The following is a 23,374-nucleotide window of genomic DNA, read 5'->3' as shown; positions in this document are numbered from 1 at the left end:
TCATCCCTGCCCCAGAAAGCGATGGAAGTCGAGAAAGAGGCTGCTGGTATAGCTGATCAGCCGGCCGAGAAACCACGGCATCCCGGCGATCAGAAGCGCCATCACCACCAGCAGGCGCGGCACGATCGAGAGTGTCTGATCCTGCAGCGAGGTCAGCGTCTGAAAGAGACTCAGCAGAAAGCTTGTCGCGCTCGCCGCAATCAGCACGGGCGCGCCGAGAATGAGAGCTTCGCGCAGCAGATGCCGCATCAGCTCCGCCGCCTGGTCCGGGCTCATCGTTTCCTCCCTGGGAACGTTGCACCGCACACTAAAAACTCTTCAGCAGCGACCCGGCCAGCAGGTTCCAGCCGTCCACCATCACAAAGAGCAGAATCTTCAGCGGCGTCGAGATCACCACCGGCGGCAGCTGAAACATGCCGATCGAGGTGGTAATCGAGGCCACCACCATATCCACCAGCAGGAAGGGCAGAAACAGCACCGCGCCGATCTCGAATCCGGCCTTCAGCTCGGAGAGCATGTAAGCCGGAATCACCACCTGCAGCGGCAGATTCTCCGGCTTTGCCGGACGGCTGGTCTGGGAGGCCGCCGTAAACAGCGCCAGATCCTTCTCCCGCGCATAGCGCAGCATGAAAGTCTTCGGCGGCCCGGCACCGCGCTCGATCGCCTCCCATCCGGTGATCTGTCCGTGACGGAAGGGCTCGACCGCCTGCTGATCCACCTGCAGCAGCACCGGCTGCATCAGAAACCAGGTCATCATCAGCCCCAGCCCCATCAGCACCTGATTGCTTGGTGCCGTCTGCGTCCCCAGCGCCTGGCGCAGAAAGTGAAAGACCACCAGCAGGCGCACCATCGGCGTCATCGACAGCACGATCGCCGGCAGCAGCGTCAGCAGCGTCAGCGTGAAGACAATCGTCCAGGGAACGGAATTGCCCCCTGCTGCCAGACGGCTGTCCAGTCCCGGCAGCGGAAGCAGGCCGGGCGTGGCAGCCACGGCGCTCATCAGCAGTGCTGCGCTCATCGGGCCTCGCTCCTGTTCCGCTCTTTTCTCTGCACAGTCCTGGAATCCCTGGAATCCATTGCCGGATCGGTCAGCGAAACCGCCGTCGGATCTGTTCGCGACTCTCTCGCCGCGCTGCGCGGTATCGCGGCGATCCGGCTCCGGCCGGTGGTCGGTGCTGCCTCCGTCACTTCCATCAGAGGCGTGATCGTCTCATCGGAGACCGCGATCAGCATCTGCCGGCCGCAGCAGCTCACCAGCATCAGAGCCTTCCGCTGGCCCAGAGGCAGACGCTCCTCGATACTCAGCCGCGTCTCCCGGTGCATCTGTCTTCGGCTCGCGCTGCGCGCTGCAGCCTTCAGGGCATGGACAGCCTTTGCGCACCACGCGAAGAGCGGCACCGTACTCAGCTGCATGACGAGTTCTTTCTCTCTGATCCTTTGCATCGCGGGTTCTTACACCAGGCGCGTTACGCGCACGGCGAGTTTTTGTTCCACCACCTCGAACTCGGACCAGACCAGCTGCACACCACCGCCCCGCACGGGCAGATCGTCGCCGCTGGCCCACACCGTTTCGAGCACGCGGCCTTTTTCGAGCGCAAGCAGGTCTTCCACGCGAAAGCCCGGAACCGGAACCAGAACGTCCATCTGCACGGGAAGGCGGCTCAGCACCGATTCCGGAGAGAGAGGGTCCTTTGCGGCAGTCGCACTTTCGGTCGGCACCAAAGGGGCTGGTCCGGCATGCTCCTGGGAGGCGACTGTGGGGGTAGCGGGAATCTCGGCATCGGGTGGCATGATGCCGGACTGAAGTGCAGATATGTGACCGAAAATGAGGCAAAAAGATAAGCAGTTTCTAATAAAAAGCGGCGACATCAAAGAGATACCGCCGCTGGAGTGTCCGTGTGCTGCCTGTCAGTTTCAATGGATCATATTTATTGTTTCCTGCGCGATCTGATCGAAGGTGGTGACGGCCTTGGAGCTTGCGCCGTAGGCCTGCTGTTCCACGATCAGGTTCGAGAACTCGTTCGAGATATTCACGTTCGATCCCTCGAGCGCTTTTCCCTCGATCGATCCCAGTCCGTCGGTCCCGGCCACCCCGATCGTCGCCGCTCCGGAGGCTGCCGTTGTCTGGTAGCTGTTGCCCGCATCCAGCTGCAGGCCCTGTTCATTGATCACGCTGGCCAGCGCAAGCTGACCCACCGCAGCCGTCTGGCCGTTGTCGTACGTGGCAGAGATCACACCGCTCGAGTCCACCGTGAAGCCGCTGTACTGGCCGCTGGTGTAGCCGTTCTGCAGGGTGCCCGAAGAGCCGGAGGCTGCCGATACCTGCTCGATGGAGGCGTCTCCGTTCGATTCGAAGAGATTCCAGGTGATATTCAGGTTCCCCGCCCCGTCGGCCAGGCCGGCAAACTGAATGCCGGAGATATTCGCCGAGGGAGAGGAGAGATTCCCGCTGGCATCGAAGCTGAGCGTGCCGGTGGTGTTGGTTCCGACCGCATCCTGCACCACGTTTCCGGTGGTGGAGATGTTCGTCCCCGAGATGTTCAGCGTATTGCCGGTCACGGTCACGGTCGTGCCGGTAATGCCCGCCGTGGTGATGGCGCTGTTCAGATCGGCGGCATAGGTCGCGAGGCTTTCGCCCGCGGTAATCGCCGGAGCGGCAATCGTGCCGGTGCCGGCCCCGGCCGGTCCGGTGATCGTCAGGTTCGTGGAAGGATCGAGGGTGGCGCCTGCGCCGAAGTTGTAGCCGACCGTTGTGACTCCCGCCGTTGTCGAGGAGGCCGGTGAAAGCGTGTCGGCCATCGAGATGTTATACGACCAGGTATTGGTTCCGGTCTTGGTGAAGTTCACATTCGCCGTGTGGCTCTCTCCCAGCGAGTCGTACACCGTGATCGGCACGGTCACCGCCGAGGCGGAGCCGGCCGCCGCCGAGGCGTCCAGATTGGCCGTCATCGACATCGTGGTCGTCGCCTGCGGAGCTTCCACCTGGCCGATCGGGAGCCGAATCGCCGTCAGTCCTGCGCTGGTATTCACGGCGCCGTTGGCCACCGGATATCCCATCACCGACTGGCCGCTCAGCGTAACCAGGTTCCCGTTCTCATCTGCCGTGAAGCTTCCGTCGCGCGTATACTCGGTGCCCGAACCATTCTGCACGACAAAGAATCCATTCCCGTTGATGGCATTGTCATACGCGCTGGACGTTGGAGTGATGCTGCCCTCGTCGGAGAAATCGGTCGTGGTCGAATCGACCTGGGTGCCGGCGCCCACCTCGATCGGGTTGCCCGAGCCGGTCGAGCCCAGCTCCTGGTAAAACAGATTGCTGAAGCTGGCCTCCTGACTTTTGAAGGCCGTGGTGTTCATGTTGGAAAGGTTGTTGGCAATGGTATTGAGCGCGGTCTGCGCCGACTCAAGCCCGGTCAGTGGAATCGAAAACGAGGACATCCTTTTCTCCTTTGTCGGTGTTCTGCGCATAGCGCGCGTTTACTGCTGATGAAGTCTCTGCAGAATGTAAGCCCGCAGATCAGACGCCGAGGACGATGACGGCAGAGAAGATCGATCTGCGCTTCCGGATGCCGCCTCACCTGTTGCACCTGGTACATGCGCACTGAGAGCGGTCGCCACTCTTCCGGCTGAGGCTCCTGTGTCGTGTGCGCTCAGGTTGCCGTGGATTGTCTGCTGGCTGGCCGCCGCCGCCGTGCCCGATGCTGCATCGGAGCTGCTCGTTCCGGAGCTCGAAGAGCTTCCACCCAGATCCGTATTGATCTGAATCAGCTGCTCCAGACTGTTGACCTGCACCAGCTGATCGATATATTCGTTCGGATCCTGATTCGAGGTTGGATCCTGATTCTTCATCTCGCTGACCAGCAGCGTCAGAAAATCATTTGCGGTAATGCTTGCTTCGCTGGTATTCGAAGAAGAGCCCGAAGAGGCATCCTCTGCCGAGGCCCCGGAAGCCGCCGGCGCCGGATGCAGGCTCTGAAGAGATGACAGCTCTGCTCTTTGCTGCTGCGGAATATGCATACTTTCCTTTCTGTCTCGTTCGTCCCGATCTGTGTCAGGCCACAACGCGGATCCGGGAAGCCGTACCCGTCGTGATGTTCCCGGCAGCCGGCGTGGACGCATCCTGATCCGGCCCCGGCTGTCCAGCGTGCTGCGCAGCCTGCGCCTGGCGGGACGCATCAGGCCCCGCGCCGCCCCCCTGACCATGACTGTGCGGAGCATTCCCCGTGCCTCCATTCCCGGCATTGGTTCCTGCACCGGCACTCTGCGACCAGCCATGCTGGACCGCTACGTTGCCTATCGCAACGTTGTGGTCAGAGAGAAACTGCGAGAGCGAGGTCAGATGTGATGCCAGGCTGGCATGTGCGGCCGTGGAGGCGGTGGTGAGCAGCGCCGAAACCTGGCCTGCCTGCGACTGAGCGTGAATCTCCGTCCAGCCCAGAGCCGGATCACGCACTCCGACCGTCACGCTCTGCGGCGTGCTGTGGAGCAGGATTGCGGCTGAGTCGGTCCCGGCGTGCTGATCCATCCGGTCATAGGGGTTCACCGAAGTTGTGGCGTCGTGACCGGGTGCCGTCGCGGCAGTCTGTACCGCCATCCCACGCGGCGCGGAGGAAAGATGTCCTGCTGCCGCGATGCTCCCTCCCGGAAGCGCTGCGCCTGAAGGCGTTCCCGAAGCCGGCCCTGTCAAAGCGCCTGATGTGTCTCCGGAAGCCGCTCCCGCTGAAATGGTTCCGCCCGGCCGTGCCGTGGCCTTCTGTGCTGCGGCATCTTCGCTGGCTGCGTGTCCCACGGTCTTTGCGGCGTCGGCTCTTTGTTCCACCGGAGAAGCCGAACGGTCAGGGACAAAAGAAAGAGCCCTGGAACCAGAAATGCCTTCGTTGTCCGCGGATCTTTCTCCCCGCCCGCTCGGTATTCCCTGCACTCCGCTCCCAGGCATGGAATCCGGCGGCGCCTCGCCGATCTTTACCGCCCCTGTATTTGTATTTGCAGCTTCCGGTGATCCTGTACCTGCTTCTTCGACATCCGGCGCGCGATCTGTACCATCTGTGCCTTTGGTGCCGCCATGCAATGTCGCTGCATTCTGCCGCGTATCCGCTGCCACCGGCGAGTCCGGCCTCTGATCGTTCTGATGTACGGTCCCCCGCACTGAGAGAAACAGATGCGGACCGTACAACGTCGCGGAGAAAGCAGGTGTTGCCACTCCCCCTGATGCCTGCGAGCCTTTCGCATCGGTCCCGGATTCCGGCTTCGTATGCCGCTTCGATTCTGTCTTCGCTCCCGCGCCGTTCGAATCTGCATCCGCGTCCGTCTTCGCAGTGGAAGGCGCTGCTTCGTTCTGTTCTGCTGGCCGTCGTTCTGCCGCATGACCGGAAACGGTCTCCCGCACAGCGAGCCGTCCGGCCTGTACTCTTTCTGTTCCGGTCTGAAGCTCCGCAGTGGTTTCGGCATCCGCGTCGCTTCCTTCTGTCAGAACCGGATGCTGGTCCGGCTCCTGCGCCGGTCCGCCGCGAGATCGCCCTGCAGCCGGCGTACCCTCTCCGGCGGTGTTCTTCATACTCTTCGAATCGGATATTTCCTGCTCCATGAGATCCGTGAAACCTCCGCAATGCACGGAATCTGCGTCCAGCCTGTCCCGCAGCACTGCACCGAACATTGCCGGATGGATTTCTCCGGCCGACGCCAGGGACCCGGCCGGTGATTTTCCCGGTCCCCCCGATCCTGTGAAAAGGCTCTGTCGCTCTGGCGAATGCGCCGAAGCGGCTCCGGCGGCGTGAACGGGCAGGTGCATGCGTTTCTCCCTGCCCTGTCACATGCAAACGACGTGCCAGGGAAGCGCACTGGCGGCTTAGAAAATTTTCAGGCAGGTCCGCTCTTCGATCCACGCTTTTGCCGGGCCTGCGACTGGGCGCGGCGCAGCTGAAACCAGTCATCGAGGCTTCGCTGCATCCGGCGTTCCTCCTGCACCTTCGCCTCTGCCGCTCCTGCTTCGATCACCACCGCCACCTGCCGCTGCTCCCGCCGCCGCACTCGCCAGACCTCTCTCGCGCGATCGGCCTCCTGCGTCTTACGCTCTCGCAGAACATCGAGCTTCGCTTTCTTCCATTGGGCCAGATCGCCATCGGCCCTGGCCAGCAGCCGCTCTTCACTCGCCGCTTCCGGGCTCTTCTCTGTTGAGGCCATCCGGATGCGCAGGCTCTCCGTCAGAATGGACTGTTCTCTCGCCACGCTCTCCTCAATGCGAGCCAGCTGCTGCGTCCGCTGCTCCACCTCTACGCGGCTTACGTCTTCAAACAGTGTCCGCAGGCGCAGCACGCGCGTAAGATTTCCTCTCACCCTCCGCACTCCCGCGCCAGAGCCAGCAGGCGATCACGGCCTTCCGCAAAGGTGACCCGTTCCGCGGCGTCCTGTTCCAGATAGCGGCGGATCGCCGGCCGGGAGCGCATCGCCTGATCCAGCTCCGGGTCCGACCCCTGGCGGTAAGCACCGATGCGCACCAGATCTTCCGATCTTGCCCACGCGGCCAGCAGACGGCGCACCACGGCAGCCGATCGCCTGTGCTCCGGTGTGGTCACAGCCGGCATCAGCCGGCTTATGGAGTCGAGAACTTCAATGGGGGGATACCATCCCTCGGCTGCGAGCGTGCGAGAGAGAACGACATGCCCGTCAAGAAAGGAGCGCACCGCATCGACCAGCGGGTCCTGCTGATCGTCGCCCTCCATCAGCACGGTATAGAACGCGGTGATGCTGCCCTTCTGAAACTGCCCCGCCCGCTCAATCAGCCGGGCCAGACGATGAAAGACCGAAGGCGTATAGCCCTTGGCCGTCGGAGGCTCTCCGGCAGCCAGCCCCACCTCCCGCGCCGCCATGGCAAAGCGAGTGAGCGAATCGAGCACCAGAAGAACATGGCGTCCCCGCGCGGCAAACCACTCCGCCACACAGGTCGCCGCCAGAGCTGCGCGCATTCTCAGCAGCGGCGACTGGTCCGAGGTGGAAACCAGTACCACCGCACGCTTCCGCCCCTCCGGACCAAGGCTCTCTTCCAGGAACTCTCCCACCTCACGTCCGCGCTCACCCACCAGCCCTACAACAATCACTTCGGCTTCGCTGTTCCGCGTCATCATGCCGATCAGCGTGCTCTTGCCTACGCCCGAGCCGCCAAAGATGCCCACACGCTGGCCACGGCCCACGGTCAGCATGCCGTCGATGGCACGGATTCCCGTCCCCAGCGGTCTGCGAATGGCGACACGCTCCAGCGGATGCGGGATATTGCCATCAAGAGGCATCGCCGCAGAGACCTGAGGACGCCTGCCTCCGTCGATCGGCTGCCCCAGTGCGTTCAGAACTCGCCCGATCAGCGCCTCGCCCACTTCAATATGCGGCATGATGCCGAGACCGGTAACCGCATCGCCGTAACGAATGCCATCCGAGGAGTCGAGCGGCATCGAAAGCACCTGAGCCCCGCGAAAACCGATCACTTCGGCAAGGTGCCGCGTGCCCTCTCCATCGATGATTTCGCAACACTCGCCGACCGAGCAGAGAGGCCCGGCCGACTCAATGGTCTGGCCGACCGCCTCCAGCACGCGTCCTCTCCAGCGCAGCGACGATCTCTGCCGGAGCCGCGAAAAATAAGTGCCCAGCAGTTCCATCTACCCCGCCTGGCCCCGGCTCCCCGACGCCTGCTCAGAAGCCGCACCGCGCATCTCCTCACGGCTCTCCAGCAGATCGAAGAAGCCCCGTTCAATCTCTTCCATCTGGGCGCGCACTCCCAGATCCACGCTGCCTGTCTGCGCCTCCAGCACCGCTTCGCCCGACTGCAGCCGCTCGTCGGAGATCAGCTCCGGCCGCAGCGCCAGATTGGGTATCAGCCGCAGCATCTCCGCCCACAGATCAAGCTCTGCGGCAGGCACGCGCAGACGCACCTCGGCCGTCTCGGCGAGCTGCCCCAGCGCCACGCGCACCGCGCCGGAAAGCATCAGCGGGTCCATCTGCGCTTCACGATGCAGAACGCGCGCCGCGACAGCGAGTGCCAGACGAACGACTTCATGTTCCACCGCGCCAAGATACTGGTCCCGATCGGCGCGAAAGGATTCCGCCGCCTGCGTCAGACCCGTTGCGCATCGTTCGAGCAGCTCCGTCTGCCTGTGCAGCTCTTCCGTGCGCCCCTGCTCGATACCCTCCCGCCGTGCTTCTTCGGTCTGCCGCGTCAACCTTGCCGTCTGTTCGCGCAGAGTGGCGATCTGCCGCTCCAGCTCCGAAGCGCGCTCTGCGGCGCTCTGCTCCTGCACCTCGCCGGGCTCGGCCAGTATGCTCACAGAAAGGTTTGCCCCGTTACCGCCAAAGGGCAGGTATTCAAGACGCTGAACTCTGCGTTCGGTCTCCTGCAGCATTGCTTCGCCTCCGCGATCAGACAATCAGATCGTCACCCTGTTCCAGCTTCAGAATGATCTTGCCTTCGGACTCGAGCGTCCGCGCCAGATTGAGAATCTCCTGCTGTGCGCCGGCGATCTCGCGCGCCCGTACCGGTCCCATCACTTCCATGTCCTCGCGCAGCATCTCCACCGCGCGCGAAGACATCGCCTGATAGACATGCGCCCGCAGATCTTCCCGCGCGCTGCGCAGCGCCAGAGCCAGCTGACGCTTGTCTGCGGCGGCGACGATCTCGCGCATGCTGCTGACCGGAATCGTCACCAGATCCTCGAAGGTGAACATCAGGTTCCGGATGTTCAGCGCCATCTCGGGATCGGTCTCTTCGATCTCTTCGAGAATCTTCTTCGCCTGCTCTGCATTCTGCCGGTTGAGCAGATCAGCGACCGCCTTGTGGCCGGAGTAGGATTTCCGGGTCCCGTCGCCGATATTTTCAAGACGCCGGTGCAGAATCACGGCAACCTTCTGCGCCATCTCCGGCGAGAACTGACGCATGGCCGCCAGCCGGACAACCGCCTCTACCCGGCGCTCCTCATTCAGGCTGTCCAGCACCAGAGAGGCACGCCTCGGATCGAGATGCGCCAGTACCAGCGCGATGGTCTGCGGATGCTCGCTGTCAAGAAACTTGCCCAGATGCAGCGGGTCAACCTTCTGCAGCATCGAAAGGTTTCCCTGGCTGGCCTCCTGCGCGCGCTTCACCAGCTCCAGCAGATCCTCGGCGCGCTGTTTGCCAAAGGATTCGACCAGTAACCGCGTCGCGTAATCGATGCCGCCATGCAGCATGTAATGCTGCGTCTCGAGCATCTCGTAGAACTCCTCCACCACATAAAACGAGAGGTCGGGAGGAATGTTCTTCAGGTCCGCAAGCTCTTCCGCCAGGCGCTGCACGTCCTGCTCGGGCAGGTTCTGAATGATCTTCTTGCCCAGCTCGTCGCCCATGGCCACGATCAGGATCGCCGCCTTCCGCAGACCGGAGAGGCCAGGGTAGGAAGTCCGGCGATCCGGAGTCGAGGCAGGCAGCGCCGGAATGGGGGATACAGGTGTGGTCATCGCGCTCTCCGTCATTCCGTATGAATCCAGCTCTGCAGCAACCTGGCGCTCTGCGCCGGATCGCCCTTCATCTGTTCGGTCACCTGGTCAAAGACCGCCTGGGCCCGCAGCTTCTGCTGCTCGATGGGAGGCTGCTCCAGAGCTTCAGACGCCGCGCCATCTCCGCTCACCAGCGCCGCCACCGGAAGCTCACCTGCTCCGATCTTTCCGGCTTCGGCTATGGCGTGCATTGCCGGCCGGACCGCAAAGAACAGCACGGCCAGCAGTCCGAGCAGCAGGGTTGCGTATTTCAGCAATGGCTGCGAAGAAGAGAGGGTTCGCAGCAGACGCTCTCCGGTGTTTGCCTGCTGAACCGCGCCATTCTCCTCGAAGGCAATGTCCTCGACGCTGACCTGATCTCCGCGCGATGCGTCGTATCCAACCGCAGCCTGGGCAAGATCGGTCAGCCGCTGCATCTCCTGCTGCGTGCGCGGCTCCCACTGCGGCTGTCTGCTACTGCCCAGCTGACGGTAATTGATCAGAATCGCCGCCGTAATCCGGCGCACCCGCCCCGGATTCTGCACCGTATGCCGCACTTTTTTCGATGCGCCGTAGGTCGCGCTCTCCTGCTTGATGCTCTGCATCTGCGCGCTCTGCGAGGGATAGAGCGGCGGCTGCACGTTAGGAGCGTTGCTGGCCGTTCCTGGAATCCCGGAGACCTGCGGCGGTGCGGAGGTCTGTTCCGAGCGCTGCATCGAAAGACTCACCGTTCCGTTCGGATCGTAGGTCTCGTCCACCTCATCGGCGCTCGATGTGTCATAGTCCACGTTGACCGAGGCGCGCACATTGCCTGCTCCCGCCACCGGCTCGAGCGTGCTTACAATTCTCTCTGCCAGCGCCTGCTCATGAGCCTCCGCGACCGCATCCGCGCTTTTGCGGCCGAGCTGCCGTCCGGCATCATCCACCAGCACCACATTCTCCGGATGCAGGTCGTCGACGGCGCTGGCCACGAGGTGGCGAATGCCGTCGGCCTCTTCGTCGGAGAGCGTGCGGTCCCGCAGCTTCAGCGTCACCGACGCCTTGGCGTCGCGCTGCTGCTCGCTGAAGAGGGAGTCATGCGGCATCACCAGATGCACATGCGACGACTCGACCGGGCCCAGCGTGTCGATGGTGTGCTCGAGCTCGCCCTCGAGCGCCCGCTGATAATTCACCTTTTCGTCGAACTCCGAGCCCACCCAGTTCGGCTTGTCGAAGAGCTCGAATCCCATCCGTCCGCTCTTCGGGCCGCCTTTGGCCGTGGCCGCCAGCCGCGCCTTGTCCAGCCACTCCGCGGGAACCCGCAGCACGGTGCCATCCGGCGATACATCGTAGGGAATCCCGGCCGTAGTTAATTCCGCAGCGGTCTCCCGCGCATCGTCCGGCTGCATCCCCGCATAGAGCGTGCGCCAGTCAGTCCGTGTCGCATACCAAAGGATTCCGGCCAGACAGGCCAGAACCGCGGCCGCGGCCACCGCCAGGCGAATCCGGTGAGGCCGCTCCATCTTCTGAAGACGCGCCAGAGCCTCTGATGCCATGGCGCTCGCGCGCTGCGGAAAGCCCCTTTGTAGCTGCCGATTCTCGTCCATCTCTCTGGTTTCGCTTTCTCAGCTTCCGCTCGTTTGTGTTGCCCGCTTCCCACCTGCGCATGCTTCGCAGTGCAGCGTGAGATCAGAACTGCATCCCCATCACCTGCTGATATGCCGCTACGGCCTTGCTGCGCACGGCCAGCGCCAGCTCGAACGACATATCCGCCTTCTGGGTAGCGATCATCGCCTCGTGCACATCCACCCCCGTGCCCTCGAGAAGCCCGTTCACCGCGCCCGATGCCTGGTCTTCGAGCGCGTTCAGATTCTTTACCGCATCCTTCACCATGCCGGAAAACGGCATCGCTGCCCCGGTCGCCTCCGCGCTGCTGGCCGTCTCCGGCGTCACTCCGGTACTGATCGATGAAAGAGCCACAGTCAGCGCATCACTCACCGCGGAGGTCATGGCATTCACGGCGCTGGCCATCATCGGAGAAAGCTCCCTTCTACGGTCTTCTTTGCGATCTGCATCGTCTTCGGCCTCTTCATCGTTTCCGCGGCGCGCTGTTTCGGCAGCCGGCTATTTGAGGATGTCGATCGACGAGCTGATCATGCCCTTCGTCGCCTGCACCGCCGAGCTGTTCAGCCCGTAGGCCCGCTCAGCGCCCATCAGGTCCACCATCTCGGTCACCGGATTGATATCCGGATAGGAGACAAATCCATTCGCATCGGCATCGGGATGCTGCGGATCATACCGCTTCAATACCGAAGCCTTGTCCTCGACCACGGCCGAGACCTCGACACCGCCGATCTGTGCCTCATCTTCGGCCTCTGCCCCGATTGGCGCGCCGACTGGAAAAGCCGTCGTGGAAGTCCCACCCAGCACGCCAGTCTCTCCCAGCAGAACGTTGCCGAATGCAGACTGTGTCCCCGGCGCAGCCGTGAAGACCACATGATGCCGGCGGTAGGGACCACCCTCCGGCGTCCGCGTCGTCTCCGCATTTGCCATATTCGCCGCCACCACCTCGGCACGGATGCGCTCTGCCTTCAGTGCTGAGCCGCTCACTTCCATCACTCCGAAAAGATTCATCTCTGTGCTCCCTGCATGCTCCTGCCGCTGTTCTTAAATCCGGCCTGCTTCTGATCGACCCTACTTCTGATCGACGTGGATCGCGTCCATGACCGTGGAGTACTCATGTTTCAGCAGTTCCACGCCGGCGCGAAACTGCAGCTGTGCCTGGGCCATGTTGAGACCCTCGCGGTCCATCGAGACGTTATTGCCATCCGGACGCTCGAGCAGATGGTCCACCTGCCCTACCGCGATGCCCGGCTCCGCGGGCATCTCCGTTCCCTCTTCCTCGGCCCTGCGCTGCGCTTCCAGCTCTCCGACCGATCGCTTCATCTCCGTCTCGAAATCGAAGCCCATCGTGCGATACCCGGGAGTATCCACATTGGCCATATTCTGCGCGGTCAGCTTCAGCTCCAGCGTGGACAGTTTCAGATACCGCTCCAGCTCATCCGCCATCTGTGTCGTAATCTGCATCGCAACTCCTGTCACGCCTGCGGAGCAGGCCTCTCCGCTGAGGGTTTTTGCAGGAACGGGACCATATTTGCGGTTTAAAGATGAGAGTCTTCTCAGAAAAGCCCTTTCCGGGAATCCTCCGCGCCCACCCGCGTCATCGCTTCGCCGAATTCAATCTCCGCAGCATCGATCTGCGGCCGCTCTTCGGCCAGAATCCACGCGCGCTCGATCACATGCTCCAGCTCCCGCACATTGCCCGGCCACGGATGAGCTGCGATCCGCTCCATCGCCGCGGCCGTGATGATCTTGGCCGGACTCTCCTCGCCCATCCGCCGCAGAAAATGCTCCACCAGCACCGGCAGATCCTCCGTATGATCGGTGAGGCGCGGCGTACGAATCAGAAAGACGGCCAGCCGATAATAGAGATCGGCCCGGAAGGCTCCCTCCGACGCCTGTTTCGCAAGCGACTGATGGGTCGCGGCGACGATGCGCACATCCACCTTCACCGGCTCGTTTTCGCCCACCCGCTGCAGCTCACCCGATTCCACAAAGCGCAGCAGCTTCGACTGCAGAGCAAGCGGCATCTCTCCGATCTCATCCAGAAACAGCGTGCCGCCATGCGCCGTCTCAATCCTTCCCATGCGCCCCTGCACGGCGCCGGTAAAGGCTCCGCGCGTGTGCCCAAAAAGCTCCGCTTCGAGCAGCGCATCGGGAATCGCCGCGCAGTTCAGCGCGACAAAGGGCCGCGCCGACCGCAGACTCAGCCGGTGCAGGGCTCTCGCCACCAGCTCCTTTCCCGTGCCGGTCGGTCCCTGGATCAGCACCGGCGTGGTTCGCGGAGCCACCAGACGAATCCTGCGGCTGACCTCCAGCATCTCCGGATGCGCGCCGATCAGCTCCGGCAGCCGGGCCGTATTCGCAGCCGCAGCGGCACGCGAAGGCTTCTCCATCTGCAACGCCTTCCGCCGCTCATACGTGGGTGCTTCCCTCTCTTCCAGCACCGGAGCCGTATTCCAGATCGCGCCGTCGCCATCCTGGCCTGCGCGCAGCGCATGCAGCACCTCATTCCGGCGCGGGCTTCTCGCACCGCCCCGCAGCGCATCCAGGTCATCGACCGCCACCAGATCCACGTCCGGGTGCAGCCTCTCAAAATCGGCGAGAAACTCGCGGATGTCGAGATCCGGCAGCCAGGAATCCACAATCACAGTTTCGACCGGCGAGGCGTCGAGACAGGCCAGCGCCTCGGCCCCACCACCTGCCTCCCGCACCTGCCATCGCAGGCCGGCGAGCGCATCGCGCACTCTCTGCCGGAAGGAGAGATCGGCGCTGGCCAGTACGGCGGTTCGCGGTGGAATACGGTTTGCTGAAGTTGCCGGACAGGTTGCCATTACGCCTCCTCGGTATCCCTGAATCGTTGTCTCCTGCGATCTCGTGCAGATCGTTATGCGCTTACCTGAGAAAGACCGCGCCGGTTCAGCCCGATCGAGTAGCCCTGACCGCGCACCGTCTGAATCAGAGGCTCCGGTCCACAGTCCTTCAGCTTGCGGCGAAGATAGTTCACATACACATCCACCACATTCGTCGCGCCATCCGGACTCAGATTCCACACCCGCTCCAGCAGCGTGGCCCGGGAGACAGCGCGTCCCCGCTGCAGCAGCAGGCATTCGAGCAGCGCAAATTCCTTGTTGGTCAGCGTCACCGCTTCTCCATCCCGCACCACCGTTCGCTCCACGCGATTCACCTCGACTCCGCCATGACGCAGCACCAGGCCCGTATCGCCCCGGCGGCGCAGCAATACGCGACAGCGAGCGCGAAGCTCCGCGAAGGAGAAGGGCTTGAGCATGCAGTCATCCGCCCCCATCTCAAAGCAGCGCAGCCGGATGTCCGCTTCACTGCGTCCGGTCAGCACCAGGATCGGGAGGCCTTCCGCCAGTCCGCGGAGGAAGCACAGCACCTCGGCGCCGTCTCTGCGCGGCAGGTTCAGATCGAGGATCGCCAGATCGGGCAGATCCTCCGTCAGCACATCCATCGCCGTCTGTCCGTCGTGGACGATCCGGACCTCATGGCCGTCCGCTTCCAGGCCCCGGGCCAGAAAGCCTCCCAGCGCCCGATCATCCTCCGCAATGAATAGCCGCATCGCTTGCGTCTCCCGTCTGCTGCAATCACCTTCTCCTGTGTCCGGGAACGAAACAATCGAAATGGAGAAAGAAAAACAAGGCGATTCCGAAAACGGGAAGAGGAAGAAGGCGGGTGTCAAAACGGGAATCGGAGGGCGAAACTCCCCGGCATAACGGGGAACCTGTTTGTGTAACAGAAACTTTATCGCGTAATTCGCTTTTTATTCGCTATAATGCGCGCATGGCTGTCACACGGCGTCAAAAGGAAGTGCTCGACTTCGTCACAGGCTTCGTTCAGCGCAACGGATACTCCCCTTCTTTCGAGGAAATCGCCCGGGGACTCGATCTGAAATCGCTGGCGACCGTGCACAAGCACATCACGAACCTGCAGAACAAAGGCCTGCTGCAGCGCGCTCACAATCGCAGCCGCTCCATCGACGTGCTCCCGCCGCGCAGCAAAGCCCGCCAGAGCGAGCGGCTGCCGCTGATGGGACGCATCGCCGCCGGTCTGCCCGTCGAAGCCACGGAGACGCCGGAGAGCATCTCGCTCGGCGACATCATCGGCAACCGGGAAGTCTTCGCTCTTCAGGTGCGCGGGGAATCCATGCGCGATGAGCATATCGTCGACGGCGATTATGTTCTTGTGGAGCGTACCAGCGTTGCCCGCCAGGGAGATATCGTCGTCGCCCTGGTACGCGGTGCGGAGACCACCCTCAAGCGCTTTTACCTCGAAGGCTCTCTGGTCCGGCTGCAGCCCTCGAACGCCGAGATGAATCCGATCTTCGTCTCTGCCGCGCAGGTCGCCATTCAGGGACGCGTTCTCGGCATGCTGCGCAAGTACTGACCGCGGCAGGGTTGCCGGAAGGTCTCTGCCGCACAGCATGGCTCAAAACAGAAAGGCCCGGAGCACTCTGCTCCAGGCCTTTTCTCTTTACCGCGCTGAATGTTACTCGATGACGCGCGTGATGCTCTTCGCAATCGTGTCCTTCGGCACATAGCCGACGATCTGATCGGCCACCTTGCCGCCTTTGAAGAGGAGCAGTGCCGGAATCCCGCGAATTCCGTACCGCATCGGCGTCGCCTGATTGCGGTCCACATCCATCTTGGCGACCTTTAACCTGCCGTTGTATTCGACCGCAATCTCATCCACGGTCGGCGCAAGCGCCTTACAGGGACCGCACCAGGCAGCCCAGAAATCCACCAGGACCGGCTGATCGGACTGGAGAACCTCCTGTTCAAACGTTGTATCGTTCACTTCCACCACAGCCTGTCCAGCCATGTTCCTCCTTATTGTGCGTTTCACCACACCATGTGGTTTTTCTCTCGCACAAACAGTCTACAGGGCTAGATGCGCACACCCCTTAAAAAGTCGCAACGCAGGTGGCAGGAAGTGGAATAACTGCCTGAAAATGAAAGCGCCCGGGACTCCGTTAAAGAGAACCCAGGCGCTGGAGCAGCCCTCCCCCAGAACTGCCCACGGTCAGAAGTTAGGCTTTTCCAACTTCTCTGTAAAGAACTCTTAGGTAATGCCAAAGTAATAACATCCTTTGATTACGAGAGTTGCAGGCGTTCTCCCTCTTTTGGACTACTCTCTCCGGGGCGCCAGCTCACAGGCCAGAATCTCGACCGTCTCGCCGCGTGGCAGCGCCTCCCGGATACGCTCGCATGCTCCGGCGATATCCTCTTCCGAAGCCAGCAGTGCCAGCACCGCCGGACCGGCTCCGCTCAGGGCCACTCCCGGAATCCCGCCCTGCCCGGCCAGGGGCAGCAGCGCCGGCAGCAAAGGACAGACCTCTGCCCGATACGGCTGATGAATCCGGTCCCGCATCGCGTGGACCAGCAGGTCCGCTCGTCTCGCGGCGAAGGCTGCCGTCAGCAGCGCCACCGACTGCAGATTCACCACCACATCCGCGCGCGAATACCGCTCCGGCAGCACAGCGCGGGAGGCCGTCGTCGCCAGCGGCTTCTGCGGCATCACGACCAGCGCCCGCCACTCCGCAGGCGCGGCGAACGAGACGGCCTGCACACCGCTTTCATCCATGCCGCTGGCTGTGAATCCTCCCAGCCAGCATGCCGCCGCGTTGTCCGGATGTCCTTCCAGCCGTGAAGCCTCCGTCAGAATGCGCGCTCCATCCCACCCCAGGCCGCCGAAGTGCGCCGCCAGCGATACGCCCGCCAGGCGCACGGCAGCGGACGAGCCGCAACCCATCCCCAGCGGAATTTCGTTATGAACACGCAGCCGCAGCGGTGTCACCGGCCGGCCAGCGGCGGTCAGGGTTTTGCTGTAGGTCTCGAGCAGCAGATTGCCTTCGAGCGCTCCGCAGATATCCTGGTTGCGTCCGGACGCCTCGATGGAGAACGAGGCAGCAGCCTCGGCCTCGACCTCGAGATAAAGCCGCAAAGCCAGCGCCAGAGTATCGAACCCAGGTCCCAGATTGGCCGACGTGGCCGGCAGTTTAATCCTGAAAGCCTCACTGCTCATCGTGAGGCCCGCTCCAGCTCACGCAGCACATTATCCGCTGCGGCCTCCAGCTCGATCGTATTCCGCCGTGTTGCCTCGATCTCGGCTTCCATCCCCGCCGCTTCGTCTTCGCCGAGCAGCTTTCCGCGATGATACTGAATCGTGTACTCCGAATCCTTCAGCGTATGGCCGGTCAGCACCAGCACCACCGACTCTTCCCGCGCGATCCGGCCCTGCCGTACCAGCTTCTTCAGCCCCGCCAGCGTGACCGCCGAGGCCGGCTCGCACCCGATTCCCTCTGCGCCGATCTCAGCCTTGGCCAGCGCAATCTCCGCCTCGGAAGCCTGCTCCACCCAGCCGCCCGTCTCCTGAATCACCCGGACCGCCTTCTTCCACGACGCCGGATTTCCAATGCGGATCGCGCTCGCCCGCGTATTCGCGGCCACCGGCTCGAGCGTTTTACCGCCTGTCTTCACCATGCTGCAGTACAGCGGATTCGCGCCCTCCGCCTGAACGACCGAGATCTTCGGGACCCGCGTCGTCAGCCCCAGACGCTTCATCTCGAGAAAGCCCTTGCCCAGCGCCGAGCTGTTCGCCAGATTTCCGCCCGGCACAATCACATGATCGGGAACCTCCCACTCCATCTGCTCCGCAATCTCCATCGCCGGGGTCTTTTGTCCCTCCAGACGATATGGATTGACCGAGTTCAGCAGATACACCGGAGCCCGCTCGACCACTTCACTCAGCACCCGGAAGCAGCCGTCAAAATCCGTCTTCACCTGCAGCGTCAGCGCGCCGTAATCGAGCGACTGCGCCAGCTTGCCCCATGCAATCTTGCCTTCCGGAATCAGCACCAGGCTGCGCATGCCTGCCCGCGCCGCATAAGCGGCCATCGCTGCCGAAGTGTTGCCGGTCGAAGCGCAGGCCACCCAGGAAAAGCCCATCTCGCTTGCCACGGAAAGCGCCGTGGTCATTCCGGTGTCTTTAAAGGACCCCGTCGGGTTCATTCCCTGATGCTTGGCAAACAGCCGCTCCACGCCCGTGCTGCGGGCCGCGCGCCGCAGAGGATACAGCGGCGTATTCCCTTCCCGCAGCGACACAATGCTCGCATCGCTCTTCACAATCGGCAGCATCTCGCGGAAGCGCCATACTCCGCTCTGATCCTCCATCGCCGTCGAGGCGCGCCGCTCTCTCCACAGCCAGCGCAGCGCATTCGGATTCGGCCTCGTCGCCTGGCTCCGTTCTTCGTTTCGCCCCGCACTCCAGCCCGGATATTCGACTTCGTACAGATCACCGCATGCCTCGCAGCGAAAATTTCCGCGCAGCGCCTGCTGTTCGATCACGCGTGCGCATCCCGTACAACGCAGTTGATGTGTTTCGTTCACCATGGAATCTATTGCCAGCCTACCATCCACAGCGAGCAGCATGCCTCGCGCGCCCCGAAAATCCTGCACTTCCGCAGCGGCACAAAACCGTGATTCCTCCGGATACGCGCCGGAATATCGCGCCTGCATAAAGAAGGACGCGCCTCTGTCCGTCGAAGAATCGAAATTCGTATAGTCTGCCGGACGATTTGTATAAAATCGCCGCATGGCATCGCTCCTCACACCTCGGGAAGCTGCCCTTCGTCTCGGAATCTCCTGCCCCGCCATCAGGCAGTGGAGCTATCGCGAAAAGATCAGGGCGATGAAGACCCCCGGCGGCCATTCCCGCATTCCGATGCCGCGCGCGAAATGCAGATGAAAACCGGCGATACCATCGCAGCTCTGATCAAATCCACCGAGGTGATGGTGCTCCGTGTCTGAACTTCGTCGATTTTTCAGTGTGTGGATCGTCTCTCTTCTGATCGGCGTCTTTCCCCAGGCGCACGCCCAGCAGACACTCCGCATCGCCGCAGCCGCCGATCTTCAGCCCGTCCTGCCGCCTGTCCTCGCGCAGTTTGAAAAGCAGACCGGCATTCATACCGAAGCCTCGTACCAGTCCTCCGCCACGCTCGCCACGCAGATCATCAACGGCGCGCCCTTCGATCTCTTTCTCGCCGCCGATCTCTCTTTTCCTCAAAAAGTCATCGATGCCGGACGCGCCGAAGAATCTCAGCCGCTGCCTTACGCACGCGGTACGCTTGTTCTTTGGACGCGCAACGACAGCCCGTTCACCCATCTCTCGCTCAACACTCTGCGTGACCCGGCACTCAAAACCATTGCCATCGCCAACGCCGGGCACGCTCCCTACGGCCGCGCCGCGCAGGCCGCGCTCACGCATCTTGGGATGCTTGACACTCTGCGCCCAAAGCTCGTCATCGCCGAGAACATCGCGCAGACCGCTCAGTATGCTGAGTCCGGCAACGCGCAGATCGGCTTGCTCTCTCTCACCTCCGCGCTCACTCCACGTCTGCAATCCACCGGACATTACATCGAAGTTCCGGCGGACGACTATCCGCCTATCCTTCAGGGAGCCGTTGTGATCAAAGGCTCGGCCAACGCTGAGACGGCGCATCGCTTCCTCACCTTCTTTACCTCGCCTGCCGTCGGCCGGGAGCTCGCCGTGAGCGGCCTGCAGCCAGTCAGTCATTAACGCGATGGACCTTCAGGCCCTGTGGCTCACGCTTCGTCTGGCGGCAGTCACCACCGTCATTCTGCTCGCCATCGGAATCCCGCTCGCTGCCTGGATCGTCTCCACCCGCTCGCCGCTGCGCCCGCTCATCGAATCGCTCACCACGCTGCCGCTGCTTCTTCCGCCCACGGTCCTCGGCTTCTATCTCCTCGTTCTGCTCGGTCCGCGCACAGCTTTTGGGCGCCTTTGGATACATCTCCTCGGCCATCCACTCGCCTTCTCGTTCTCCGGCCTCGTCTTCGGCTCGGCCATCTACAGTCTGCCCTTCGCCGTGCAGCCTGTCGTCTCCGGATTCCACGCGGTCGATGCAGCGCTCATCGATCAGGCACGGCTTCTCGGTGCAGGCCGTATGCGACTGCTGCGCGAGATTCTGCTTCCGCTCTCCACGCGCTCCATCCTCACCGCCGCGCTGCTCTGCTTCACCCATACCATCGGAGAATTCGGCGTCGTCCTCATGATCGGCGGCGACATCCCCGGAGCCACGCGCACGCTCTCCATCGAAATCTTCGATCAGGTGCAGGACTTCCACTACACCGCCGCCAATCACACCGCGCTCGTCCTGCTTGCTGTTTCATTCATCGCTCTGGTCGTTCTCTACCGGCGCAACCCGCGCTCCTGGTCGCTGCATGCCTGACGCCGCAGCCTTCCATCTCAGCGCCTCCGTGCGTCATCGCGTCGCCGGCTTTTCGCTCGAAGCCGAATTCTCCATCGCGACCGCCTGGACCATCCTCTTCGGTCCCTCCGGAGCGGGCAAAAGCACATTGCTCCGCATCCTCGCCGGACTCATCTCTCCCGGCGAAGGCCAAATCCATCTGAATGGCCGCAGCCTCACCGATACAAATCGGAAGATCGCCGTCGCGCCCGGCCGCCGCGGCATCGGATTCGTCACACAGCAGGCCGCGCTCTTTCCTCATCTCACCGCGCGCGAAAATATTGCCTTTGGCATCCGCCATCTCTCTGCCGGGCAGCGCACAGAGCGCATCGAAGAACTCCTCGCACTCTTCGGAGCGGAGCCGCTCGCTGCCCGCAAACCCGCGCAGCTCTCCGGTGGAGAACGCCAGCGCATCGCGCTCGCCCGTGCGCTCGCTCCGCGTCCGCATTTTCTTTTGCTCGATGAGCCGCTGGCCGCGCTCGATGCCGCCTCGAAGCAGACGCTGCTCGCCGCCCTTCGCTCACTCGATGTGCCGGCTCTCTATGTCTCGCATGACCTCGCTGAAGTCTGGCAGGAGGACGCTGCCGTCCTCGTCCTCGATGCCGGACGCATACACGCCCATGGTCCTGCCCGCGAAGTCCTCGCCCCGCACCGCGATCATCTGCTGCGTCTGCTTACCACGGCCCGGTAATTTCGCATTGCTTCCATCGTCCGGATATCTCCGGAGATATCTGCCCTCTTCTGCATCCCGGCCGAATGCAGAGCTGGCTCTGCTTCCTTACGATAAGTAGTAACCGGTGTTTCAGGTGTTTCTAATAACGAACTGGACACTTGTCAAACTTCCGATCTTTGTTACAGTAACTCTACGTTTTGCAACATACCTGCATGTCTCATAGATAGATATCACTTATAAGATAGAAGAAACAGAATCTGTAAAGAGAATCCGCCAGCCATGATCTGCCTGTAAAAGCAGCTTCACTGAAGTTTTTCGCACCGGATCACTCCGGCCGTTCTGCCATCTCTCGATATTTCTCAAAATTTACCTTCCAGGAGGTTCCTATGAATCGACTGAAAAGGAGCAGAGTGTCTGCACGATGCCTCTGCATCCTTCTTCTTTCCGGGCTTATCGCTCCGCTGGCCGGCGCAGATACACCTGATAACGTCTCCGTTGTGCCGGATCACCTCAACTTTCCTGCCGCTGGTTCCGGAGCACCCGTACAAAGCCAGACCTTTACTCTGATCAACACCAGCGGGCACCGTTACACCATGAACCTGGCCGCTCCAAAGCAGCCTTTCACGGCGGCAACGGAGACACTTTGTGCCAATCCGCTGCCCTCCGGGCAGCACTGCGCCGTGACCATCACCTATCAGCCCACCACCTCCGGAACTGACAATGCCACCCTCGAGATCAGGCTGCAGGATGCTGACGATGCCACGGCAAAGCAATACACGGTGGATATAGCGCTCACCGGCGGCGGCCTGTCCAGTCCCGGCGGCAGTGCAGCGGCCACTCCGGCTCTGTCGCTTCCTCTGCTCGAAGGTGCGACCAAAATTGATGCCACCGGGCAGGAGGGTAAAGAGTATGCCGTCCTGGCTGGATGTGCCCCCGTACAGCCTGCCGTCGAGTGCACTCCGCGAGTGCTGGCCACCGGCACCGTACCGAAGGGGGGAACCATAACCTTTGATATATCCAGCAATACTCTGCGCAAGTCGCAGACTATCTGGCTCACCGCTTTTCCCCTGAGCGCGGACGTGCAGAAAGGCACTCCCGGCAAAGCTCTTCTGAACTCCGCAGTAGTTCAGCCCAAAATCAAAATGCCTGTTGGAGAGCAAACGCGGCTGATTCTCGGATATGAACAGGGCGGCGCCAGCGGAGCCGATGGAGAAGGCCGCCTGTTTCTCGATTTCTACTCGAACCGGGCCATCCCGGATACCCATGGCTTTCGCTGGATAGGCAATGTCCGCATCGGCAGCAGCGCCCAGACGCAGACCGCAACACTCGGCGATTTTGTCGCCGGCCTCGCCAGCGAGGAAAACTCTCTGAAGCTGAATGCAGTCGCCAGCGTAGCCGAGTTTCTGACCGGACTGGAGTATCCTTTAAATCGCGGCTACGCCCGCCAGTATGCGGATCAGAGCACGCCGGAGATGGAGCGCTTCTCGTTCGCGGCTTTTGCCATCGCCGGAGCCAGCGGCTATCTCTCCAGCAACGAGCTGAATCAAACCTTCGCCTTTCCTGCCGATACCTCGCAGGCCTACCAGTTACTCGTGCAGATGGACAAAAACCAGAAATACGCAACAACAACCCCAACAACCATAGGTCAGATCTGCGTAAACCCCGACGCCTCCACGAATAAAGTGAAAAACGTCAGCGACAGCTGTGATTTCGCAGAGTTTCATAAAACTGCGGATCGCTTCGACCGGGAGGCATATGGCGGAATCAAGCTCACGACACATTATCTTGATTCGTATGGGAAATGGCAGTACTCGCCTCCCGCTCTTGTAGCCTTCGGCATTGGAGTCGATGAGGCCGTGAAGACCAATACCCACTTCGGCGTCGCCAGGGTCGAAGGGTTTCTCCCTGTTCCGCTGCCCATCAGCTCCGGTTCCCATTCCAGCTCCGCCATCTCCGCGCTTTATGTCTTCGGCACCGCCAACATCGCCATTCATCACGGTAAGAATGCTTCTCCCAATACGTTTATTGGATTAAACACTTCCGATTCGGTGAAAACCGCCGACGGCGCCACCATCAACCCATCTGCGAACAATACTTACGTCATTCAGGTGCGGTCGGTCTCCCGGGATCTCTACAGCATCGGTGTGGGAATCGATCTGGTCTCCGCTCTGCGCGGTGGATTGCTCGGCAAGCTCTTTGGCAGCGGAGGCGGAGGCAACTGATCAGACTGCCGCAAATCACAAGCCAATCCTGGCACATTAAATTGCTTTCTCTCTGCCCGCAGGCCCGCATCTTTTTTTTGCCGGTCTGCGGGCAGTGTC

General features: G+C 62.1%; 26 protein-coding genes. 6 read left to right on the top strand and 20 right to left on the bottom strand.

Annotated features, from left to right (window positions below; all coding sequences use genetic code 11):
* The 17 genes from D0Y96_RS04535 to D0Y96_RS04455 form a co-directional block, all read right to left on the bottom strand.
* The gene (locus D0Y96_RS04535) at window positions 1-276 is read right to left on the bottom strand and encodes a flagellar biosynthetic protein FliQ (RefSeq protein WP_117298179.1); all 276 of its coding nucleotides are present in this window, start codon (window positions 274-276) and stop codon (window positions 1-3) included.
* A 31-nt stretch (window positions 277-307) separates the two neighbouring features.
* A complete protein-coding gene (fliP, locus tag D0Y96_RS04530; protein WP_252263488.1) occupies window positions 308-1,018 on the bottom strand; it encodes a flagellar type III secretion system pore protein FliP in 711 nt (236 codons plus the stop codon).
* On the bottom strand, window positions 1,015-1,413 hold the full coding sequence (locus D0Y96_RS04525; RefSeq protein ID WP_158562207.1) for a flagellar biosynthetic protein FliO: 399 nt from the start codon (window positions 1,411-1,413) through the stop codon (window positions 1,015-1,017). The genes fliP and D0Y96_RS04525 overlap by 4 nt, the downstream gene beginning before the upstream one ends.
* Window positions 1,414-1,452: 39 nt before the next feature.
* Window positions 1,453-1,791 carry a FliM/FliN family flagellar motor C-terminal domain-containing protein gene (locus D0Y96_RS04520; RefSeq protein ID WP_158562205.1) on the bottom strand — a complete coding sequence of 113 codons (339 nt, stop codon included), beginning with the start codon at window positions 1,789-1,791 and terminating at the stop codon, window positions 1,453-1,455.
* A 123-nt stretch (window positions 1,792-1,914) separates the two neighbouring features.
* Window positions 1,915-3,438 carry a flagellar hook protein FlgE gene (locus tag D0Y96_RS04515; RefSeq protein ID WP_117298176.1) on the bottom strand — a complete coding sequence of 508 codons (1,524 nt, stop codon included), beginning with the start codon at window positions 3,436-3,438 and terminating at the stop codon, window positions 1,915-1,917.
* Between the two features lie 39 nt (window positions 3,439-3,477).
* Window positions 3,478-4,017 (bottom strand): flagellar hook assembly protein FlgD, encoded by a 540-nt coding sequence (locus D0Y96_RS04510; protein WP_117298175.1) that lies wholly within the window; start codon window positions 4,015-4,017, stop codon window positions 3,478-3,480.
* Window positions 4,018-4,051: 34 nt separating this feature from the next.
* Window positions 4,052-4,594 (bottom strand): flagellar hook-length control protein FliK, encoded by a 543-nt coding sequence (locus D0Y96_RS04505; RefSeq protein WP_147324904.1) that lies wholly within the window; start codon window positions 4,592-4,594, stop codon window positions 4,052-4,054.
* 1,262 nt (window positions 4,595-5,856) lie between these two features.
* Window positions 5,857-6,333: a hypothetical protein gene (locus D0Y96_RS04500; RefSeq protein WP_117298173.1), complete on the bottom strand. Its 477-nt coding sequence runs from the start codon at window positions 6,331-6,333 to the stop codon at window positions 5,857-5,859.
* The gene (locus D0Y96_RS04495) at window positions 6,330-7,646 is read right to left on the bottom strand and encodes a FliI/YscN family ATPase (RefSeq protein WP_117298172.1); all 1,317 of its coding nucleotides are present in this window, start codon (window positions 7,644-7,646) and stop codon (window positions 6,330-6,332) included. The genes D0Y96_RS04500 and D0Y96_RS04495 overlap by 4 nt, the downstream gene beginning before the upstream one ends.
* Window positions 7,647-8,387, bottom strand: coding sequence for a FliH/SctL family protein (locus D0Y96_RS04490; protein ID WP_117298171.1), 741 nt, complete (start codon window positions 8,385-8,387; stop codon window positions 7,647-7,649).
* 16 nt (window positions 8,388-8,403) lie between these two features.
* Entirely contained in the window at window positions 8,404-9,474 is a 1,071-nt protein-coding gene (gene fliG / locus D0Y96_RS04485) for a flagellar motor switch protein FliG (protein ID WP_117298680.1), read from the bottom strand.
* An 11-nt stretch (window positions 9,475-9,485) separates the two neighbouring features.
* On the bottom strand, window positions 9,486-11,027 hold the full coding sequence (gene fliF / locus D0Y96_RS04480; protein WP_158562203.1) for a flagellar basal-body MS-ring/collar protein FliF: 1,542 nt from the start codon (window positions 11,025-11,027) through the stop codon (window positions 9,486-9,488).
* Between the two features lie 133 nt (window positions 11,028-11,160).
* Window positions 11,161-11,505 carry a flagellar hook-basal body complex protein FliE gene (gene fliE / locus D0Y96_RS04475; protein ID WP_252263487.1) on the bottom strand — a complete coding sequence of 115 codons (345 nt, stop codon included), beginning with the start codon at window positions 11,503-11,505 and terminating at the stop codon, window positions 11,161-11,163.
* Window positions 11,506-11,595: 90 nt separating this feature from the next.
* Window positions 11,596-12,105, bottom strand: a complete 510-nt coding sequence (gene flgC, locus D0Y96_RS04470; RefSeq protein WP_117298169.1) for a flagellar basal body rod protein FlgC — start codon at window positions 12,103-12,105, stop codon at window positions 11,596-11,598.
* A 60-nt stretch (window positions 12,106-12,165) separates the two neighbouring features.
* Entirely contained in the window at window positions 12,166-12,558 is a 393-nt protein-coding gene (flgB, locus tag D0Y96_RS04465; protein WP_117298168.1) for a flagellar basal body rod protein FlgB, read from the bottom strand.
* Window positions 12,559-12,650: 92 nt separating this feature from the next.
* The gene (locus D0Y96_RS04460; RefSeq protein ID WP_117298167.1) at window positions 12,651-13,925 is read right to left on the bottom strand and encodes a sigma-54-dependent transcriptional regulator; all 1,275 of its coding nucleotides are present in this window, start codon (window positions 13,923-13,925) and stop codon (window positions 12,651-12,653) included.
* A gap of 53 nt (window positions 13,926-13,978) precedes the next feature.
* The gene (locus D0Y96_RS04455; protein WP_117298166.1) at window positions 13,979-14,674 is read right to left on the bottom strand and encodes a response regulator transcription factor; all 696 of its coding nucleotides are present in this window, start codon (window positions 14,672-14,674) and stop codon (window positions 13,979-13,981) included.
* 221 nt (window positions 14,675-14,895) lie between these two features.
* Here D0Y96_RS04455 and lexA point away from each other — a divergent pair, with 221 nt between their 5' ends.
* A complete protein-coding gene (gene lexA, locus D0Y96_RS04450; protein ID WP_117298165.1) occupies window positions 14,896-15,498 on the top strand; it encodes a transcriptional repressor LexA in 603 nt (200 codons plus the stop codon).
* A 102-nt stretch (window positions 15,499-15,600) separates the two neighbouring features.
* Here the strand turns inward: lexA and trxA are convergent, their stop codons facing one another.
* The 3 genes from trxA to thrC all read right to left on the bottom strand — a co-directional run bounded on the left by trxA (window position 15,601) and on the right by thrC (window position 18,458).
* Window positions 15,601-15,933 (bottom strand): thioredoxin, encoded by a 333-nt coding sequence (gene trxA, locus D0Y96_RS04445; RefSeq protein WP_117298164.1) that lies wholly within the window; start codon window positions 15,931-15,933, stop codon window positions 15,601-15,603.
* 306 nt (window positions 15,934-16,239) lie between these two features.
* Entirely contained in the window at window positions 16,240-17,136 is an 897-nt protein-coding gene (gene thrB, locus D0Y96_RS04440) for a homoserine kinase (protein WP_117298163.1), read from the bottom strand.
* A complete protein-coding gene (gene thrC, locus D0Y96_RS04435; protein WP_350448964.1) occupies window positions 17,133-18,458 on the bottom strand; it encodes a threonine synthase in 1,326 nt (441 codons plus the stop codon). Before thrC ends, thrB begins: the two co-directional genes overlap by 4 nt.
* A gap of 247 nt (window positions 18,459-18,705) precedes the next feature.
* Here thrC and D0Y96_RS04430 point away from each other — a divergent pair, with 247 nt between their 5' ends.
* From D0Y96_RS04430 to D0Y96_RS04410, 5 genes are all read left to right on the top strand, one after another.
* Window positions 18,706-18,858, top strand: coding sequence for an excisionase family DNA-binding protein (locus D0Y96_RS04430; RefSeq protein ID WP_252263486.1), 153 nt, complete (start codon window positions 18,706-18,708; stop codon window positions 18,856-18,858).
* Window positions 18,859-18,912: 54 nt separating this feature from the next.
* Window positions 18,913-19,689 (top strand): molybdate ABC transporter substrate-binding protein, encoded by a 777-nt coding sequence (modA, locus tag D0Y96_RS04425; RefSeq protein WP_350448963.1) that lies wholly within the window; start codon window positions 18,913-18,915, stop codon window positions 19,687-19,689.
* A 4-nt stretch (window positions 19,690-19,693) separates the two neighbouring features.
* Entirely contained in the window at window positions 19,694-20,362 is a 669-nt protein-coding gene (modB, locus tag D0Y96_RS04420) for a molybdate ABC transporter permease subunit (RefSeq protein WP_117298162.1), read from the top strand.
* Complete coding sequence (locus tag D0Y96_RS04415) at window positions 20,355-21,071, top strand: ATP-binding cassette domain-containing protein (RefSeq protein WP_117298161.1); 717 nt, start codon at window positions 20,355-20,357, stop codon at window positions 21,069-21,071. The genes modB and D0Y96_RS04415 overlap by 8 nt, the downstream gene beginning before the upstream one ends.
* Before the next feature lie 392 nt (window positions 21,072-21,463).
* Window positions 21,464-23,275, top strand: coding sequence for a hypothetical protein (locus tag D0Y96_RS04410; RefSeq protein ID WP_117298160.1), 1,812 nt, complete (start codon window positions 21,464-21,466; stop codon window positions 23,273-23,275).
* Window positions 23,276-23,374: the final 99 nt, after the last annotated feature.

This window comes from Paracidobacterium acidisoli (genome assembly GCF_003428625.2).
Lineage (GTDB): Bacteria > Acidobacteriota > Terriglobia > Terriglobales > Acidobacteriaceae > Paracidobacterium > Paracidobacterium acidisoli.
This window is presented reverse-complemented; position numbering and strand designations above follow the sequence as displayed.

What these genes read in the sequence shown, in the direction of transcription:
- trxA (WP_117298164.1), bottom strand. Translation starts at nt 15,933, where the DNA reads ATGGCTGGACAGGCTGTGGTGGAAGTGAACGATACAACGTTTGAACAG.
- D0Y96_RS04510 (WP_117298175.1), bottom strand. Translation starts at nt 4,017, where the DNA reads ATGCATATTCCGCAGCAGCAAAGAGCAGAGCTGTCATCTCTTCAGAGC.
- thrB (WP_117298163.1), bottom strand. Translation starts at nt 17,136, where the DNA reads ATGAGCAGTGAGGCTTTCAGGATTAAACTGCCGGCCACGTCGGCCAAT.
- D0Y96_RS04460 (WP_117298167.1), bottom strand. Translation starts at nt 13,925, where the DNA reads ATGGCAACCTGTCCGGCAACTTCAGCAAACCGTATTCCACCGCGAACC.
- D0Y96_RS04505 (WP_147324904.1), bottom strand. Translation starts at nt 4,594, where the DNA reads ATGGCGGTACAGACTGCCGCGACGGCACCCGGTCACGACGCCACAACT.
- lexA (WP_117298165.1), top strand. Translation starts at nt 14,896, where the DNA reads ATGGCTGTCACACGGCGTCAAAAGGAAGTGCTCGACTTCGTCACAGGC.
- D0Y96_RS04455 (WP_117298166.1), bottom strand. Translation starts at nt 14,674, where the DNA reads ATGCGGCTATTCATTGCGGAGGATGATCGGGCGCTGGGAGGCTTTCTG.
- modB (WP_117298162.1), top strand. Translation starts at nt 19,694, where the DNA reads ATGGACCTTCAGGCCCTGTGGCTCACGCTTCGTCTGGCGGCAGTCACC.
- D0Y96_RS04515 (WP_117298176.1), bottom strand. Translation starts at nt 3,438, where the DNA reads ATGTCCTCGTTTTCGATTCCACTGACCGGGCTTGAGTCGGCGCAGACC.
- D0Y96_RS04415 (WP_117298161.1), top strand. Translation starts at nt 20,355, where the DNA reads ATGCCTGACGCCGCAGCCTTCCATCTCAGCGCCTCCGTGCGTCATCGC.
- fliG (WP_117298680.1), bottom strand. Translation starts at nt 9,474, where the DNA reads ATGACCACACCTGTATCCCCCATTCCGGCGCTGCCTGCCTCGACTCCG.
- fliE (WP_252263487.1), bottom strand. Translation starts at nt 11,505, where the DNA reads ATGATGGCCAGCGCCGTGAATGCCATGACCTCCGCGGTGAGTGATGCG.
- D0Y96_RS04495 (WP_117298172.1), bottom strand. Translation starts at nt 7,646, where the DNA reads ATGGAACTGCTGGGCACTTATTTTTCGCGGCTCCGGCAGAGATCGTCG.
- flgC (WP_117298169.1), bottom strand. Translation starts at nt 12,105, where the DNA reads ATGAATCTTTTCGGAGTGATGGAAGTGAGCGGCTCAGCACTGAAGGCA.
- flgB (WP_117298168.1), bottom strand. Translation starts at nt 12,558, where the DNA reads ATGCAGATTACGACACAGATGGCGGATGAGCTGGAGCGGTATCTGAAA.
- D0Y96_RS04490 (WP_117298171.1), bottom strand. Translation starts at nt 8,387, where the DNA reads ATGCTGCAGGAGACCGAACGCAGAGTTCAGCGTCTTGAATACCTGCCC.
- D0Y96_RS04520 (WP_158562205.1), bottom strand. Translation starts at nt 1,791, where the DNA reads ATGCCACCCGATGCCGAGATTCCCGCTACCCCCACAGTCGCCTCCCAG.
- D0Y96_RS04525 (WP_158562207.1), bottom strand. Translation starts at nt 1,413, where the DNA reads ATGCAGCTGAGTACGGTGCCGCTCTTCGCGTGGTGCGCAAAGGCTGTC.
- fliF (WP_158562203.1), bottom strand. Translation starts at nt 11,027, where the DNA reads ATGGCATCAGAGGCTCTGGCGCGTCTTCAGAAGATGGAGCGGCCTCAC.
- D0Y96_RS04535 (WP_117298179.1), bottom strand. Translation starts at nt 276, where the DNA reads ATGAGCCCGGACCAGGCGGCGGAGCTGATGCGGCATCTGCTGCGCGAA.
- fliP (WP_252263488.1), bottom strand. Translation starts at nt 1,018, where the DNA reads ATGAGCGCAGCACTGCTGATGAGCGCCGTGGCTGCCACGCCCGGCCTG.
- D0Y96_RS04430 (WP_252263486.1), top strand. Translation starts at nt 18,706, where the DNA reads ATGGCATCGCTCCTCACACCTCGGGAAGCTGCCCTTCGTCTCGGAATC.